Origin of the sequence: Winogradskyella aquimaris, from assembly GCF_042676105.1 — a bacterium.
GTDB lineage: Bacteria > Bacteroidota > Bacteroidia > Flavobacteriales > Flavobacteriaceae > Winogradskyella > Winogradskyella aquimaris.
This window is the reverse complement of sequence record NZ_JBHTJQ010000009.1, coordinates 91682-104857: the sequence shown is the minus strand read 5'-3', so window position 1 is coordinate 104857 and position 13176 is coordinate 91682. Positions and strand designations below refer to the sequence as shown.

Sequence of the window (13176 nt, the reverse complement as noted above, 5' to 3'; positions counted from 1 at the left end):
CGTGAAATTCACTCGAATTGACGAATTTTATGGAAATTTTTAAACCATGACCAACAGAATCACAGAACTCTTTAATATACAATACCCAATCATCCAAGCAGGTATGATCTGGAATAGCGGATGGAGACTCGCCTCTGCAGCCAGTAACGCAGGTATTTTAGGTTTAATTGGAGCTGGATCCATGTATCCGGACGTGTTGCGCGAACACATTCAAAAATGTAAAGCGGCAACCGATAAACCATTTGGGGTGAATGTTCCCATGCTGTATCCCAATATTGAAGAGATTATGGATATCATTGTAGAAGAAGATGTAAAAATCGTGTTCACCTCTGCAGGAAATCCAAAAACATGGACCAGTTGGTTACAAGAGCGTGGTGTTACTGTGGTACATGTGGTGAGTAGTGTAAAGTTTGCGCTGAAAGCCCAAGACGCAGGAGTGGATGCTGTGGTGGCTGAAGGTTTTGAAGCAGGCGGCCATAATGGTAGAGATGAAACTACGACACTGACGTTAATCCCAATGGTAAAAGAGCAATTAAAAATTCCACTAATTGCTGCGGGAGGTATTGCTACAGGTAAAGCCATGTTGGCCTGTATGGTGTTGGGAGCTGATGGAGTACAGGTAGGTAGCCGTTTTGTGGCAAGTGATGAGTCCTCGGCACACCAAGCGTTTAAGCAAGTGGTGGTGGATGCTAAAGAAGGTGATACACAATTGACCTTAAAAGAACTCGCACCTGTGCGCTTGATTAAAAACAAGTTTTACAATGAGGTACAAGAATTATACAAAACTGCACCAACACCAGAGCAGCTCAAAGAACTATTAGGACGTGCCAGAGCCAAACGTGGGATGTTTGAAGGCGATTTGGACGATGGTGAATTAGAAATTGGCCAAATCTCAGGATTGATCCATGACATTAAACCCGTTGCAGACATTGTAAAAGACATGATGATTGAGTTTGAGGAGGCGAAACAACAGGTTGCCGCGCTATAAAAAATACGTAATGTTACGTATTGACTTGTTGGTTTAAAAACCCGAACTTCGCTTATCGGTGGATATAAATTATTAAAACGAATTCATATCCTTGACGTTGTAAAACATTTGAGACAAGCAATCTACATAGTAATTTTATTTTCAATTTTGGGTTGTTCAAACTCGAAAAAAACTGACAATCTAAAATCTGAAAAGAACCAGCTTCCTGTAAATCAAAATGAACAGATAATCGAAAAAAGATTTGTCTATGAATTTTATGCTGACTCTTTGGAAAAAGAGATGGAATATGAATTAACCAAAAAAATTAACGATAGCTCAATAATTTATCATTATAAAAATTTATCTGACAGTGAAAAGAATATGAGTTTTAAGTTTCGTAAAAAGTTAAATCAATTAATCTTTGATGAAACTGAATTTGAACTAATAAAAGAAAAGCATTATTCCGACAAGAATCTATCTAAATCTGATTTTGACCTTTATGTTTTGGCAGAACCTACGGACGATGGCAATGGTCCTATGTTTTTTAACCCTGAATATGGAATTTTGAATTTGAATAATGGTTGGGAAATGGATTTGATTTATTTAAAAAGTGGACGAAAAACTGAATTTGTTAAAGAATTAAATAAAACCCTTAAAGAAAAAACGTTTTACAACAACGTGTATAATTAATTGCGGCTGAATTTCCTCATCGGAAAATCCTCGCGCTGAATTATTGCCTGTAATTTTTAATTAAATTAGTTGCTGAAACACGCAACTAACCATACACAAACCGATAAGCGTCATCTTTCAACATCAGTTGTAAAATTTAATTCGTACAACTCAAATCGAAGCCCTACTTTTGCCAAATGGTTTTAAGCAACTATACCAAAGAATTTCGGTACAACCTTAAACTGGCATCTCCCGTCATGTTAGGCATGCTTGGGCATACCTTTGTGAGCTTTGTGGATAACGTGATGGTTGGGCAATTGGGCTCGGCAGAGTTGGCCGCTGTGTCTTTGGGAAATAGCTTCATTTTTATTGCCATGTCTTTGGGCATTGGCTTTTCTACAGCTATCACGCCTTTGGTGGCGGAGGCAGACACCGAGCAAAATTTCGTCAAAGGGAAATCGGCTTTTAAACATGGCTTTTTTTTGTGTACGGTTTTGGGGATCCTGCTGTTTTTGTTAGTACTGCTCTCCAAACCTTTAATGTATGTCATGGACCAGCCAGAGGAAGTCGTAAAGCTTGCCATTCCGTACTTGGATTTGGTGGCTTTTTCATTACTGCCGCTTATTGTGTTTCAGGCGTTTAAGCAGTTTAGCGATGGCATGTCCTTAACCAAATACCCAATGTATGCCACGTTGGTAGCTAATATTCTAAACGTAGCCATTAACTATGTGCTTATTTTTGGGAAATTGGGCTTTCCGCAAATGGGTATTGTTGGTGCAGCTGTTGGCACTTTGGTTTCGCGCTTTGTGATGTTGTTTTTCTTATGGTGGCTATTGGCAAAGCGTAAACGGTCTAAAGCTTATGTTACCAATATTAAATTCTTTAAACTCAGCAAACAACCCATCAAAAAACTCACCAATTTGGGCTTGCCCAGTGCCATGCAGATGTTCTTTGAGGTAGCCATTTTTACGGCGGCTATTTGGCTTAGTGGCTTATTGGGCAAAAATGCACAGGCGGCCAATCAAATAGCACTCAACTTATCATCTATGACCTTTATGGTAGCTATGGGTTTAAGTGTGGCAGCCATGGTGCGTGTCGGTAATCAAAAAGGGTTAAAGGATTATAAAAACTTAAAGCGTATAGCAGAATCCATCTTTTTGGTTGGGTTTATATTTGCGGTGCTTTTTGCTTTGTTGTTTGTGGTATTCCATAAAGTACTTCCCGATTTGTATGTGGATTTAGACGATCCTGTCAATGCTATGGATACGGCTGAGGTGGTAAAAATTGCAGCCACCTTATTATTGGCATCGGCTGTGTTTCAGATTAGTGATAGTTTACAAGTCATTGCCCTTGGGGCATTGCGAGGGTTGCAGGATGTAAAGATTCCGACCATCATTACGTTTGTATCGTATTGGGTCATTGGATTTCCGATTAGTTATTTCTTAGGTAAAGAAGAGGTGTATGGTAGTCTTGGCATTTGGATCGGTCTGTTGGCGGGCTTGAGTGCTGCGGCAGTATTACTCTTTATTCGATTTCGTTATTTGACGAAGAAATTGATAGAAAAAAGTGCCTTAAGCACATGACGTTTGAGATAATGATAACTTAAAGCACTCTAAATACTTCAAACTTTTAACTTTTACCTATTTTTGTTCCAAGAAAAAGTAAAACTTAAGTCTCTTTATAAACTTCAAACCTTTAACCTATGGAGTTACCTAAATTCATATTAGGAGATAACACGGATTATCCTGATGCTATATTCATCATTCATACTGAGTTTCCAAGATTCATCATTAATCTTGAAAATGATGAGGTAGAGTGGTTTGAAGAATTTGACCAACACGATCAAAAGGAACTTGAAACTGAAACCGAAAACTACATCAGACAAGCGACCGAGTTTTACGATAGGGAAGTAGCACGTTACGACGACAACTAATGCTAGACAAACTTTTAGATTTAGATACCGATCTTTTTGTATATCTCAATGGTCTTGGCTCGCCAACTTGGGACGACCTTTGGTTGGCCATAACTCACGAGTTTACCTTTGCGCCATTATACGCATTATTACTGTTTTTAATCTATAGAAAATTAGGTTGGAAGGCTTTACTGTTTATCATTGTGACTATCGCCTTAATGATTTTATTTACGGATCAGACTACTAATCTGGTGAAGCGTTCGGTGTTGCGGTTTAGACCTTGTGCTTGCGACGAGATTAAGGACAGTATTCGGTTTATAGCTGAGCGCTGTAGTAGCAATCGCAGTTTTTTCTCTGGCCATGCGTCTAACTCCATGGCAGCTGCTGTTTTTGGTGGATTGGTTTTACGTCCTTACTTTAAAAACCTCATTTTTATACTGCTGTTTTGGGCGTTTATTGTGGCCTATAGTCGTATCTATGTCGGTGTACATTTTCCTATAGATATTTTAGCAGGAATGACCTTTGGAGCACTAGCGGGCTTTGGGTTTTATAAGCTAAACAAATATGTTTTAAAACGATTTATTTCAGAGTAAGTTTATACAACTGATTGACCAAACGCTTATTATAGGCTCTCGAATCTTTGGAGGCACGATTGAGGTCATAGGTGTCTATAAATTCCATCTTATACAATTTTGAAAGGACTTCAATTGTATCGGGTTTTGTTGTTCTGGTCAGTAAATGAAAGGATGTTTCGATTGGGATATTGTAGCCTTCTTCAGCTTTAATACTCGGTATTTTATCACCATAGTTATAAATCATTTCTGGAGCCACATAGTCTAGATGGTATAGATTGAGTTTTTGGTCTTGTAATTCTGAAACGGGTTTGTAATCGTTTTGAATATTTCGTTTTACTAGTGGTAAAGCAAACAGTCCAATACTCAGCATTAAGGCGATACTTAAATAAAACACGATTTTAATATCTTTTTTTCTTAAGTACTGAATGATAAAAGCACCGATGCTAATCAACACAATAGATGTAATGATATAACGAATTATAAAATCACTAAAAATAAAGGAACCGATAAAAAATTCAGACATCCAAAACAGTATGCCAATCATGCCTATTAAACCAAAATGAAAGTACACTGGAAATGTTTCGCGCCGGTCTTTTAAGTTTTTAAACTCTCGGATCAGATACTCTATATAAAATCCGATATTAATAGCTAACGGAATTAGGACTGGCATGAGGTAACGCGATTTCTTTTCTGGGATAATAGATAAAAGAATAACGGCAATGATCGTCCAGAAAAAACTAAAACGATAGGCTTTTAGATTGGATACGCGCGATTTTAAGTAAGGATACAACAAGCTGATAAATGCAGGAATGGTCCACAATCCACTTTGCACAAAAAAACTCCAGTAGTAATAAAACGGACGTACATTGTAGCTGCTCCAATTTGATGTTTCTTTAGCCGCAATAGCCGCAAAGGTTTCAGGATCTGCGATTCTAACGTGCATGTACCACCAACCTCCTAGCACGATTCCGAATACCAATAAACTCAAGAGTTTTAAGAAGTGCAACAGATTGCCTTTTGGTTTAAGTGCAATAACATAAGCAATCACAAAGGACAAAAACAGTACATACAAGGATACAGGACCTTTTGACAGTACCGAACCTGCAATAAACAGCACAAATAGTAGGCTATTAAGAAGGCTGGTTTTTTGTTGTTTCAACATTATGAACAGCTGAACCAATGCCATGAGCATAAATCCATGGGTGTAAATGTCCCAAGGTGCTTCTATGGTAATACCAATAACATAGAAGGAACTCAACACAATAAACCCATTGATTAGGCTATGAGATTTAGTCAACTCCAGTTTTTTAGAAATCAAATAAATAGAAATTCCGATACTCGCTAAAAACAACAGGGCAGGCCAACGTAAAGCCAACACGGATTTTATTCCGAAAAGCATTCCAAAAAATGCGGTTATCCAGGTTGGTAGTGGCGGTTTTTCATAGCGAGCCTCACCATTCATGGTAGTCAAAATCCAGTTATCATCCGTAAGCATTTCCCTTGCCGAAATAAAATTTCGGGCTTCCATAATACTTACCGGAATCACATCAATAGTAAACCCTAACATGACTATTACAAATAGTAAAAGGCTGGCAATGGGATATTTTTCTATGAGCTTAATCATTGTTTTGTCTAATAAGATAAGCATTCCTAGCATAAATCATCATACCAAAGAGGTGACCCACAAAGAGTACTGGATCTTTTCTGATGATGGCATAGGTTAAGATTAATGAAGCACCTATTAAGCTCAAAACCCAAAAACCCATGGGCAGAGATGATTCTTTATGTTTTTCCGCATGAAGCCATTGGTACACAAAACGTAGGGTGAATATCACCTGGGCTATGATACCCAAAACAAGCAGCCAGGTGGGTATGGCTTCATTTTTAAACAACAGTTCAATATCTATCTTGTTATTATTATAATAGAATATAACAATAAGAACAGGAACTATGAATAATAAGATTTGGACCAGCTTTGGAAATTTTTGCCATTGGCCTTGCAACTGTAGATTTCGGATATAGATGAAATAGGTTAAACTTTGTCCCAACATTATCGCAAAATCCAAACGTAAATAACCGTAGATAAATAGTAAAAAGGAAGCAAATAAGCTTAGGGTCCAAAACGTGGTAGGTGTAATGACCTTGCGTTGTTTTTCTGAGGTTACCCATTGTATAAGTAATCGTGACGAAAACAAGATCTGTGCAAAAAAACCTATGCTATAAATAATCCAGTCTTTCATTTGCTGGTTTTAGCAACGTCGTAGTTGATGTATTTTTTCTTCATCCATAAATAAGCGAAGCAATCCATTAAAGGACCAAGTAGTCGATTCCAGACCCCAAATTTAGCAGTGCCTGCTATTCTGGGAAAATGGCGCACAGGCACTTGGGTTACCCTACCATTTTGTAGCATAATCATGGCTGGTAAAAAACGATGTAAACCTCTAAACATTGGAATGCGTTTGGCATAGTCCGTTTTGATGATTTTAAGAGGGCAACCCGTGTCATCCATACCATCTTTGGTAAAAGCACGTCTGATACCATTGGCGATTTTAGAGGACATATTTTTAACAAATGAATCTTTTCGGTCGGCACGGACGCCTGTTACCAGTTCATTTTGGTCAATATGCTCTAGTAAAATATTGAAATCCTCAGGTGAGGTTTGTAAGTCAGAATCTATGTAGCCAACAAGTTCAGTATCTGCATAATCAAAGCCTGCTTTTATAGCTGCGCTTAAACCACGATTCTCTTTAAAAAGCACAAAATCAAAAGCGTCATTACGATTACAAATAGCCTCGATCATGGTTTGGCTTTTGTCTTTTGAACCATCATTTACAAACAATACAGCGGTGGGTACTGTGGCTATTTTTAAGTAACTTGAAAGCTCTTTTTCCACACGCTCAAGGTTTTCCTCTTCATTATAAACAGGTACTATGATGGTTAACTTGTAGTTCATTTATTGTTAGAATTACTGGCACAAAAGTATGCTTTTTTAGTATTACGGAGAAAACCTAAGTGTATTAAGGCATTTTCAATCAATTAGAAAGTTTAAGCAAATATTCAGCTGCAGCAAAAGGAGTTGTTTTTCCTTCTTCTACTAATTGAATCTGTGTGGGAAGTTCTTTTTTTATTTTTTCAGATTTGTAGAAGTCAGACTTTAGACGTTCTTCTATGGTTTGAAGCAACCAAAATTTGTTTTGGTTATTTCTATTATGTTCAAAATAATGGTTGTTCGATGTGGTTTTAAGATACTCTTGTATCAAATTCCAAACGTCAGAAACCCCTTCTTGTTTCAAGGCACTACATAGTGATACTTTTGGTGACCAACCAGAGGCTTTTTCAGGATAAAGATGCAACGCTCTGTTGAATTCGACTTTAGCAGATTTAGCAGCTTTAAGGTTATCTCCATCGGCTTTATTGATCACAATGGCATCTGCCATTTCTATGATACCTCGCTTGATACCTTGTAATTCATCACCAGCGCCAGCAAGTTTAAGAAGTAAGAAGAAATCGACCATGCTGTGTACAGCAGTTTCACTTTGCCCAACACCAACAGTTTCTATAATAATGGTGTCAAAACCTGAAGCCTCGCAAAGAATGATAGTTTCCCTTGTCTTTCTGGCGACACCACCGAGTGAATCTCCAGAAGGAGAAGGACGAATAAAAGCATTTTTATCTTTTACCAAATCTTCCATCCTCGTTTTATCACCAAGAATACTGCCTTTACTTAAACTACTGCTAGGATCTACGGCAAGAACAGCTACTTTTTTTCCTATGCTAGTTAAATAACTACCGAAAGCCTCGATAAAAGTGCTTTTACCCACGCCAGGAACTCCGGTAATACCAATTCTTACTGATTTGTTAGCATAGGGTAAACAGGCTGTGATGATATCGTGGGCTTTTTGGGAGTGATCTGCATTTGTGCTTTCTACTAACGTAATGGCTCTGCTTAGGTCGGTAATATTTCCTGTTATAATACCCTTTACCAAATCATCAACCGAGGGTTGTTTTTTGCGCTTGTCTTTGATGAATTTTGCAGAATTGACACTAAGCGTATTAGGTGGGTCGATACCATCCTGTTCATGTAATGCAGATTTATATGTGTCCTCCTTTTTTGCCAATTAGTATAGGGTTAGTATTTGTGAGGATAGGTCTGCATTGGAATTTCAATTAAGGTTTGATCCCAAGCCATGGTAAGTTTAAGGTTACCAGTTTTGTTGTCAAAGGCAATGGTAAATTTTTCTACAATTTCATCTATATCTTGTTTTGTAACTTCAATTTCAATGGCATCGTAATTTGGATCCCACATGGGTTCCATCTTCTCATTAACTCCCCATTCGTATTGCTTGGTATTGAACATTACCTTCCATGAATTTTCCATAGGAACCGTCCATAAGGTATATTTTCCTTTCTTAAGTAGCATACCATCAATCATTAAGTCCTTGTTGGTTTCAAACGTGGTGGCTTCGTTTGCGCCTGTTCTCCATACTTTATTAAAAGGAACCAAGGCCCCAAAAATATCACGCTCGCGTTTTGAGGGTCTGTTGTATTCCACCTTAAGGTTTAAATCATTAAGGGTAATTTTAGCAGTGTCTTTTGGACTGAGCCTGGGTGCAAAAATATTTTCTATAAAAACAGAGTAGAGTAATAGACCTAAGGCAATTACAGACAATATAATAAGAATGCGTTTTAGCATAGTCAATTTTTCTTAAGCAGTTTTAACTATTTGATAGGTGCCGAATAGGTTTCAGCGATTTCAAAACTTAAAGATAATTCAATTCCCTAAATTTATAGAACAGAACGCAGAATTTTAAGCAAATCTTATAAAATCAAAAAAAATTAAAAGTTTTTGCAACACTTAAAAAAATGTGTCGTCTTTAGAATGAAACCAATCAAGAAAACCAAAACCAATTAGTCATCAATACGTTTCAGATTCATATTGTTGAAAAATGCAAACAGAATGACAGGCAAGCGCAAATGCAATTGTACAATCAATACTGTGATGGTATGTTAATCGTTGCTCTTCGTTTTGTTAAGGATACGATGGAAGCTGAAGATATAGTACAGGAGGCCTTTATAAAGGCGTTTTCAAAACTAGATCAATATAGAGCTGAAGTTAGTTTTGGCGCGTGGTTAAAGCGCATCGTAGTGAATCGCTGTATTGATGTTTTGAAATCCAAAAGACAGCGAATAATTGAATTGGAAGACCATCATCTAAATGTTGTGGCGACCAATGAAGATAATAACGAATGGTCGGTAGATGATGAGATAACTTTAGAGACCGTAAAGGCGGCCATTGAAGAACTGCCTGAAAAATATAAATATGTTGTAATGCTCTATCTTATTGAGGGTTACGATCATAAAGAAATTTCGGAGATATTAAATATTTCTGAAGTGGCCTCAAGAACGCAGTTATCTAGAGGAAAACAAAAGTTGCAAACCCAATTAAAAAAAGTAAAAAATGGCACAAGATCTTAGAAATTTATTCGAAAAAGATAAGCTAACTCAGAACGCTAAAATGTCTGAGGGTCATGAAGCACGCTTTTTAGAAAAGTTAGATAAGGCCATGCCTGTAGAAAACAAATCGAGTGGGTTTGGGTTTTTAAACATTGCCGCGAGTGTCGTTATCTTACTAGGTTTAAGTTTTGGTGCATATCAGTTTTTTAAAACTTCTCCTGTAGAACCTGTTGAAGTTGAAAATACGAACTTAAAAACCCTAGGTGATGTATCACCAGATTTAAAAAAGGTAGAAGACTATTATTTGGCAAGTATCAATTTAGAATTGTCTAAAGTAGAACTCACCCCTCAAAATAAGGAATTATTTGACGGCTATGTCCTAAGACTTCAAGAGTTAAATAAGGAATACGATAAATTGCTAGAAGAGTTGAATGAAAATGGACCAAACTCAATAACATTAGATGCTCTTATAGAAAACCTTAAGCTAAGGTTAAACCTTGTGATGCGCCTTAAGGATAAATTAGAGGAATTTAATGACGATGCATTTGAACAGGAAATTACGTAATCAATTATAAATTAATCAAAGTTCATCTTTGCTAAAGAGATGGATACAATCAAAAAACGAACAGTTAAATTAAAAAAATCATGAACACCGTTAGAATTTTAGTCTTGTGCTTATTAACCACATTTGGTTATGCACAAAAAAAGTTAAGTAAAGTATCACAATCCATTAAAGTAGATAAGGATGTTGTTATAGACTTAAACACCAGTTATGCCGAAATCGAAATTGATACTTGGAATAGAGATATAGTGGAGATTGAAGCCTATTTAGAAAGCGATAAACTCACCGAGGCAGAGCTGGAGAAAGCACTTGAGGCTTGGAACTTAAAAGTAGATGCCTCTACTAATAAAGTTGTGATTTCATCACATGGCGCAAGAGCTATTGGCTTGTTGAGAGAAGGTGACTATTCAGATCTCATGAAGGATTTGGAGTTTGAGTTAGCCGATTTCCCAGAAATTCCAGATGTTATTGTAATACCTGAAATGCCTGAAATGGGAATCCTACCTAAGATGCCAAAATTACCTGAAATGCCGGAGTTCCCAGAACTTCCTGAGTTGCCAAAAGGTATCAATACCATTAAGTTTGATTATGATAGATATCGAAAGGAAGGTGAGTCCTATCTTAATGAGTGGAGCAAACGTTACGAAAAAGAGGGTGGCGAAGAACTCCAAAGACGCATGGAAGAATGGGCTAAGAAATTTGCTGAGTCCGGTTATCAAGAGAAGATGGCAAAATGGGGTGAAGAGTACGGTAAACGTTTTGAAGGAGAATGGGCTAAGGATATGGAGAAATGGGGAGAGGAATTCGGTGAAAAATATGCCAAGGAAATGGAGAAATGGGGTGAAGAGTTTGGTGAAAAATTTGGTAAGGAATGGGAACAAAAAATGGAAGCTTGGGGCGAACGATTTGGAAGACAAATGGAGAGACAAGCCGAGTTAATGGAACGTCAGGCCGAGCGTAGAGAACGTCAGGTAGAACGCGCAGCTGAGATGGAATTAAGAAGAAAGGAAATGCGAGAGCGTAAAGCCGCTGTTGGATATGCCAGAAAATTAGAATCAGGCAAGAACAGTAACGTACGTAAGGTGATTAAGATCAAAATTCCTAAAAAAGCAAAATTAAAAACCAATATACGCCATGGTGAGCTTAAAATTTCTTCGGTTATTTATGACTTACAAGGAGATATATCACATGCTTTTTTGGTAGCAGACAACATTGATGGAGGAAACACCTCCATCAATGTATCTTATTCACCAGTTGTAATTAACTCATGGAATTTAGGAACCTTAAATTTAAATTATGTAGATAAGGCACAGATTAAAAATGTAAAAAATCTTGTACTAAATGCTAAGTCTTCCAATATTAATATTGAAACGCTTACCGAAACTGGAGTTATAGATGGAAGTTTTGGTGACTTGACCATTTCCAATCTTACGGAGACGTTTAAGAATCTCAATTTGGTTTTAGAGAATAGTGATGCCTTTGTGAATCTACCTCAAAATGTAGATTACAGTATGTATTTTAAGGGCAATCGTTCTAAGTTTAATAATAAAGTGACGTCTCAAAAGACAATAAGAAACTACCCTGAAGGCGAGATTTCGGATAGAAATATTGTCGTTAACGCTAAGTTTAGTAATATCATCATGAATTAATCCCTTTAGGTCGTTCATTATCTAAAGGTTACATTCAAATTTTTTCTTCCTGTTTTCCATTGAAATAGATTCTTATTTTTGTGGAAATTTTATGTTTTATGGCCTTATCTTCTTTTGAAGAATTTATTACCTCACTTGATATACAGCCCTTAATTGATACTAAGGTTTCTAACAATGCTTACGTTTCATTAGATTTATCAGTTTATAATAAAGAATTAGATGATATTGATGTTTCCTCATCTACAGCATTAGAAGGTTATATTTGGAATCATTTAAAAATCCATAATGCTAAAGTTGCCTTTGGTGGTTATTTAGAACATCGTGGAATATACAATAGAAGTGCTTATTTTAATACAACTAAACCGGAAGAAGTACGCAATATACATCTTGGATTGGACCTTTGGATAGAAGCTAATACAGCTATTTATACTCCTTTAAGTGGAACAGTTCACAGCTTTAAAAACAACACTAATTATGGTGATTACGGACCAACGATAATTTTAAGGCATAATATTAAGGGCGAAACATTTTATACCTTATATGGTCATTTAAGCTTAGAGTCCATCAGTAATCTAAAGGTTGGAGCAGAATTAAAGCAAGGTGATAAAATTGCAACCTTGGGCACTGCTGAGGTTAATGGCGATTATGCGCCGCATTTGCACTTTCAGATCATCAAGGATATTCAGGATTACTATGGCGATTATCCTGGCGTGAGTAATCAACAAGATTTGGAGTTTTACAAAACCAATTGCCCAGATCCTAATTTCCTTTTAAAATTGATCTGACACATCATTTTTATGCTAGTTGGGCATAAAATAATTTCCATCGTAGCTACCAGTAATTACCTGTCCATCATTTCTGGTAAAGGTAAATGTAAACACAATATTAAACTGTGTAAAGTTGGTGACTGTTACAGAGCCAGACTGGGCATACACATCAGATTGTGAATCGTCATCTGCCAGTAAGACCGTACCAGGACTAAATTCACTATTTACTATACTACTATTGATAGAGATGTCGTAATTGTCGATTTGACTGTAAGTTGTATTCTGAATGTTTGTATCTATGATTTTAAAGTTGACATAACTAATATCGCTCAAATCAGTATTGCCAGTAATCTCAGCGCTGGTTTTATTAAAAAGACTAATGCTTATATCGCCTGGGTCACTGTTGGTGGTGTTTTCATCTACAATTATGGCCGACATTAAATTATAGGTATTGCCATTAAAAGTAAACTCGTTATTGGCTTCATCGGGAGTGGAACCTGTATCGTCTGAAGAACATGATACGAATGCTATACTTAGCATTGATGCTAGTATGCGTAATAGATTTGGGTTCATAATAAATTAATTATAAGTAGGTTATGTTGTAAATATAGAAATAAATTA

15 protein-coding genes are annotated in these 13176 nt (G+C 36.8%); 9 read left to right on the top strand and 6 right to left on the bottom strand.

Annotated features, from left to right (window positions below; translation table 11 throughout):
* Positions 1-46: 46 nt before the first annotated feature.
* From ACFQ1K_RS07355 to ACFQ1K_RS07335, 5 genes are all read left to right on the top strand, one after another.
* On the top strand, positions 47-988 hold the full coding sequence (locus tag ACFQ1K_RS07355; RefSeq protein WP_320555572.1) for an NAD(P)H-dependent flavin oxidoreductase: 942 nt from the start codon (positions 47-49) through the stop codon (positions 986-988).
* A gap of 360 nt (positions 989-1348) precedes the next feature.
* On the top strand, positions 1349-1657 hold the full coding sequence (locus tag ACFQ1K_RS07350) for a hypothetical protein (RefSeq protein ID WP_320555571.1): 309 nt from the start codon (positions 1349-1351) through the stop codon (positions 1655-1657).
* 176 nt (positions 1658-1833) lie between these two features.
* The gene (locus ACFQ1K_RS07345; protein WP_320555570.1) at positions 1834-3219 is read left to right on the top strand and encodes an MATE family efflux transporter; all 1386 of its coding nucleotides are present in this window, start codon (positions 1834-1836) and stop codon (positions 3217-3219) included.
* A gap of 119 nt (positions 3220-3338) precedes the next feature.
* The gene (locus ACFQ1K_RS07340) at positions 3339-3569 is read left to right on the top strand and encodes a hypothetical protein (protein ID WP_320555569.1); all 231 of its coding nucleotides are present in this window, start codon (positions 3339-3341) and stop codon (positions 3567-3569) included.
* Positions 3569-4141 (top strand): phosphatase PAP2 family protein, encoded by a 573-nt coding sequence (locus ACFQ1K_RS07335; protein ID WP_320555568.1) that lies wholly within the window; start codon positions 3569-3571, stop codon positions 4139-4141. The genes ACFQ1K_RS07340 and ACFQ1K_RS07335 overlap by 1 nt, the downstream gene beginning before the upstream one ends.
* Here the strand turns inward: ACFQ1K_RS07335 and ACFQ1K_RS07330 are convergent.
* From ACFQ1K_RS07330 to ACFQ1K_RS07310, 5 genes are all read right to left on the bottom strand, one after another.
* On the bottom strand, positions 4128-5747 hold the full coding sequence (locus ACFQ1K_RS07330) for an ArnT family glycosyltransferase (RefSeq protein WP_320555567.1): 1620 nt from the start codon (positions 5745-5747) through the stop codon (positions 4128-4130). The two genes, ACFQ1K_RS07335 and ACFQ1K_RS07330, sit on opposite strands and share 14 nt — an antisense overlap.
* Positions 5740-6363 carry a lipid-A-disaccharide synthase N-terminal domain-containing protein gene (locus ACFQ1K_RS07325; protein ID WP_320555566.1) on the bottom strand — a complete coding sequence of 208 codons (624 nt, stop codon included), beginning with the start codon at positions 6361-6363 and terminating at the stop codon, positions 5740-5742. Before ACFQ1K_RS07325 ends, ACFQ1K_RS07330 begins: the two co-directional genes overlap by 8 nt.
* Positions 6360-7076: a glycosyltransferase gene (locus ACFQ1K_RS07320; RefSeq protein ID WP_320555565.1), complete on the bottom strand. Its 717-nt coding sequence runs from the start codon at positions 7074-7076 to the stop codon at positions 6360-6362. Before ACFQ1K_RS07320 ends, ACFQ1K_RS07325 begins: the two co-directional genes overlap by 4 nt.
* 79 nt (positions 7077-7155) lie before the next feature.
* The gene (gene meaB, locus ACFQ1K_RS07315) at positions 7156-8241 is read right to left on the bottom strand and encodes a methylmalonyl Co-A mutase-associated GTPase MeaB (RefSeq protein WP_320555564.1); all 1086 of its coding nucleotides are present in this window, start codon (positions 8239-8241) and stop codon (positions 7156-7158) included.
* Between the two features lie 11 nt (positions 8242-8252).
* Entirely contained in the window at positions 8253-8816 is a 564-nt protein-coding gene (locus tag ACFQ1K_RS07310; protein ID WP_320555563.1) for a DUF2911 domain-containing protein, read from the bottom strand.
* Between the two features lie 281 nt (positions 8817-9097).
* Between ACFQ1K_RS07310 and ACFQ1K_RS07305 the strand changes: the two genes are divergently transcribed.
* The 4 genes from ACFQ1K_RS07305 (at position 9098) to ACFQ1K_RS07290 (ending at position 12573) form a co-directional block, all read left to right on the top strand.
* A complete protein-coding gene (locus tag ACFQ1K_RS07305) occupies positions 9098-9598 on the top strand; it encodes an RNA polymerase sigma factor (RefSeq protein ID WP_386134024.1) in 501 nt (166 codons plus the stop codon).
* Positions 9582-10142 carry a hypothetical protein gene (locus ACFQ1K_RS07300; protein WP_320555562.1) on the top strand — a complete coding sequence of 187 codons (561 nt, stop codon included), beginning with the start codon at positions 9582-9584 and terminating at the stop codon, positions 10140-10142. The genes ACFQ1K_RS07305 and ACFQ1K_RS07300 overlap by 17 nt, the downstream gene beginning before the upstream one ends.
* Before the next feature lie 80 nt (positions 10143-10222).
* Entirely contained in the window at positions 10223-11788 is a 1566-nt protein-coding gene (locus tag ACFQ1K_RS07295; protein ID WP_320555561.1) for a hypothetical protein, read from the top strand.
* 98 nt (positions 11789-11886) lie between these two features.
* Positions 11887-12573 (top strand): peptidoglycan DD-metalloendopeptidase family protein, encoded by a 687-nt coding sequence (locus tag ACFQ1K_RS07290; RefSeq protein ID WP_320555560.1) that lies wholly within the window; start codon positions 11887-11889, stop codon positions 12571-12573.
* Positions 12574-12588: 15 nt separating this feature from the next.
* Here ACFQ1K_RS07290 and ACFQ1K_RS07285 read toward each other — a convergent pair whose 3' ends face one another.
* A complete protein-coding gene (locus ACFQ1K_RS07285; RefSeq protein ID WP_320555559.1) occupies positions 12589-13128 on the bottom strand; it encodes a hypothetical protein in 540 nt (179 codons plus the stop codon).
* Positions 13129-13176: the final 48 nt, after the last annotated feature.

Excerpts from the sequence above, each read along its gene's own strand:
- ACFQ1K_RS07355 (WP_320555572.1), top strand. The coding sequence starts at position 47 with ATGACCAACAGAATCACAGAACTCTTTAATATACAATACCCAATCATC.
- ACFQ1K_RS07350 (WP_320555571.1), top strand. The coding sequence starts at position 1,349 with ATGAGTTTTAAGTTTCGTAAAAAGTTAAATCAATTAATCTTTGATGAA.
- ACFQ1K_RS07345 (WP_320555570.1), top strand. The coding sequence starts at position 1,834 with ATGGTTTTAAGCAACTATACCAAAGAATTTCGGTACAACCTTAAACTG.
- ACFQ1K_RS07340 (WP_320555569.1), top strand. The coding sequence starts at position 3,339 with ATGGAGTTACCTAAATTCATATTAGGAGATAACACGGATTATCCTGAT.
- ACFQ1K_RS07335 (WP_320555568.1), top strand. The coding sequence starts at position 3,569 with ATGCTAGACAAACTTTTAGATTTAGATACCGATCTTTTTGTATATCTC.
- ACFQ1K_RS07330 (WP_320555567.1), bottom strand. The coding sequence starts at position 5,747 with ATGATTAAGCTCATAGAAAAATATCCCATTGCCAGCCTTTTACTATTT.
- ACFQ1K_RS07325 (WP_320555566.1), bottom strand. The coding sequence starts at position 6,363 with ATGAAAGACTGGATTATTTATAGCATAGGTTTTTTTGCACAGATCTTG.
- ACFQ1K_RS07320 (WP_320555565.1), bottom strand. The coding sequence starts at position 7,076 with ATGAACTACAAGTTAACCATCATAGTACCTGTTTATAATGAAGAGGAA.
- ACFQ1K_RS07310 (WP_320555563.1), bottom strand. The coding sequence starts at position 8,816 with ATGCTAAAACGCATTCTTATTATATTGTCTGTAATTGCCTTAGGTCTA.
- ACFQ1K_RS07305 (WP_386134024.1), top strand. The coding sequence starts at position 9,098 with ATGCAATTGTACAATCAATACTGTGATGGTATGTTAATCGTTGCTCTT.
- ACFQ1K_RS07300 (WP_320555562.1), top strand. The coding sequence starts at position 9,582 with ATGGCACAAGATCTTAGAAATTTATTCGAAAAAGATAAGCTAACTCAG.
- ACFQ1K_RS07295 (WP_320555561.1), top strand. The coding sequence starts at position 10,223 with ATGAACACCGTTAGAATTTTAGTCTTGTGCTTATTAACCACATTTGGT.
- ACFQ1K_RS07290 (WP_320555560.1), top strand. The coding sequence starts at position 11,887 with ATGGCCTTATCTTCTTTTGAAGAATTTATTACCTCACTTGATATACAG.
- ACFQ1K_RS07285 (WP_320555559.1), bottom strand. The coding sequence starts at position 13,128 with ATGAACCCAAATCTATTACGCATACTAGCATCAATGCTAAGTATAGCA.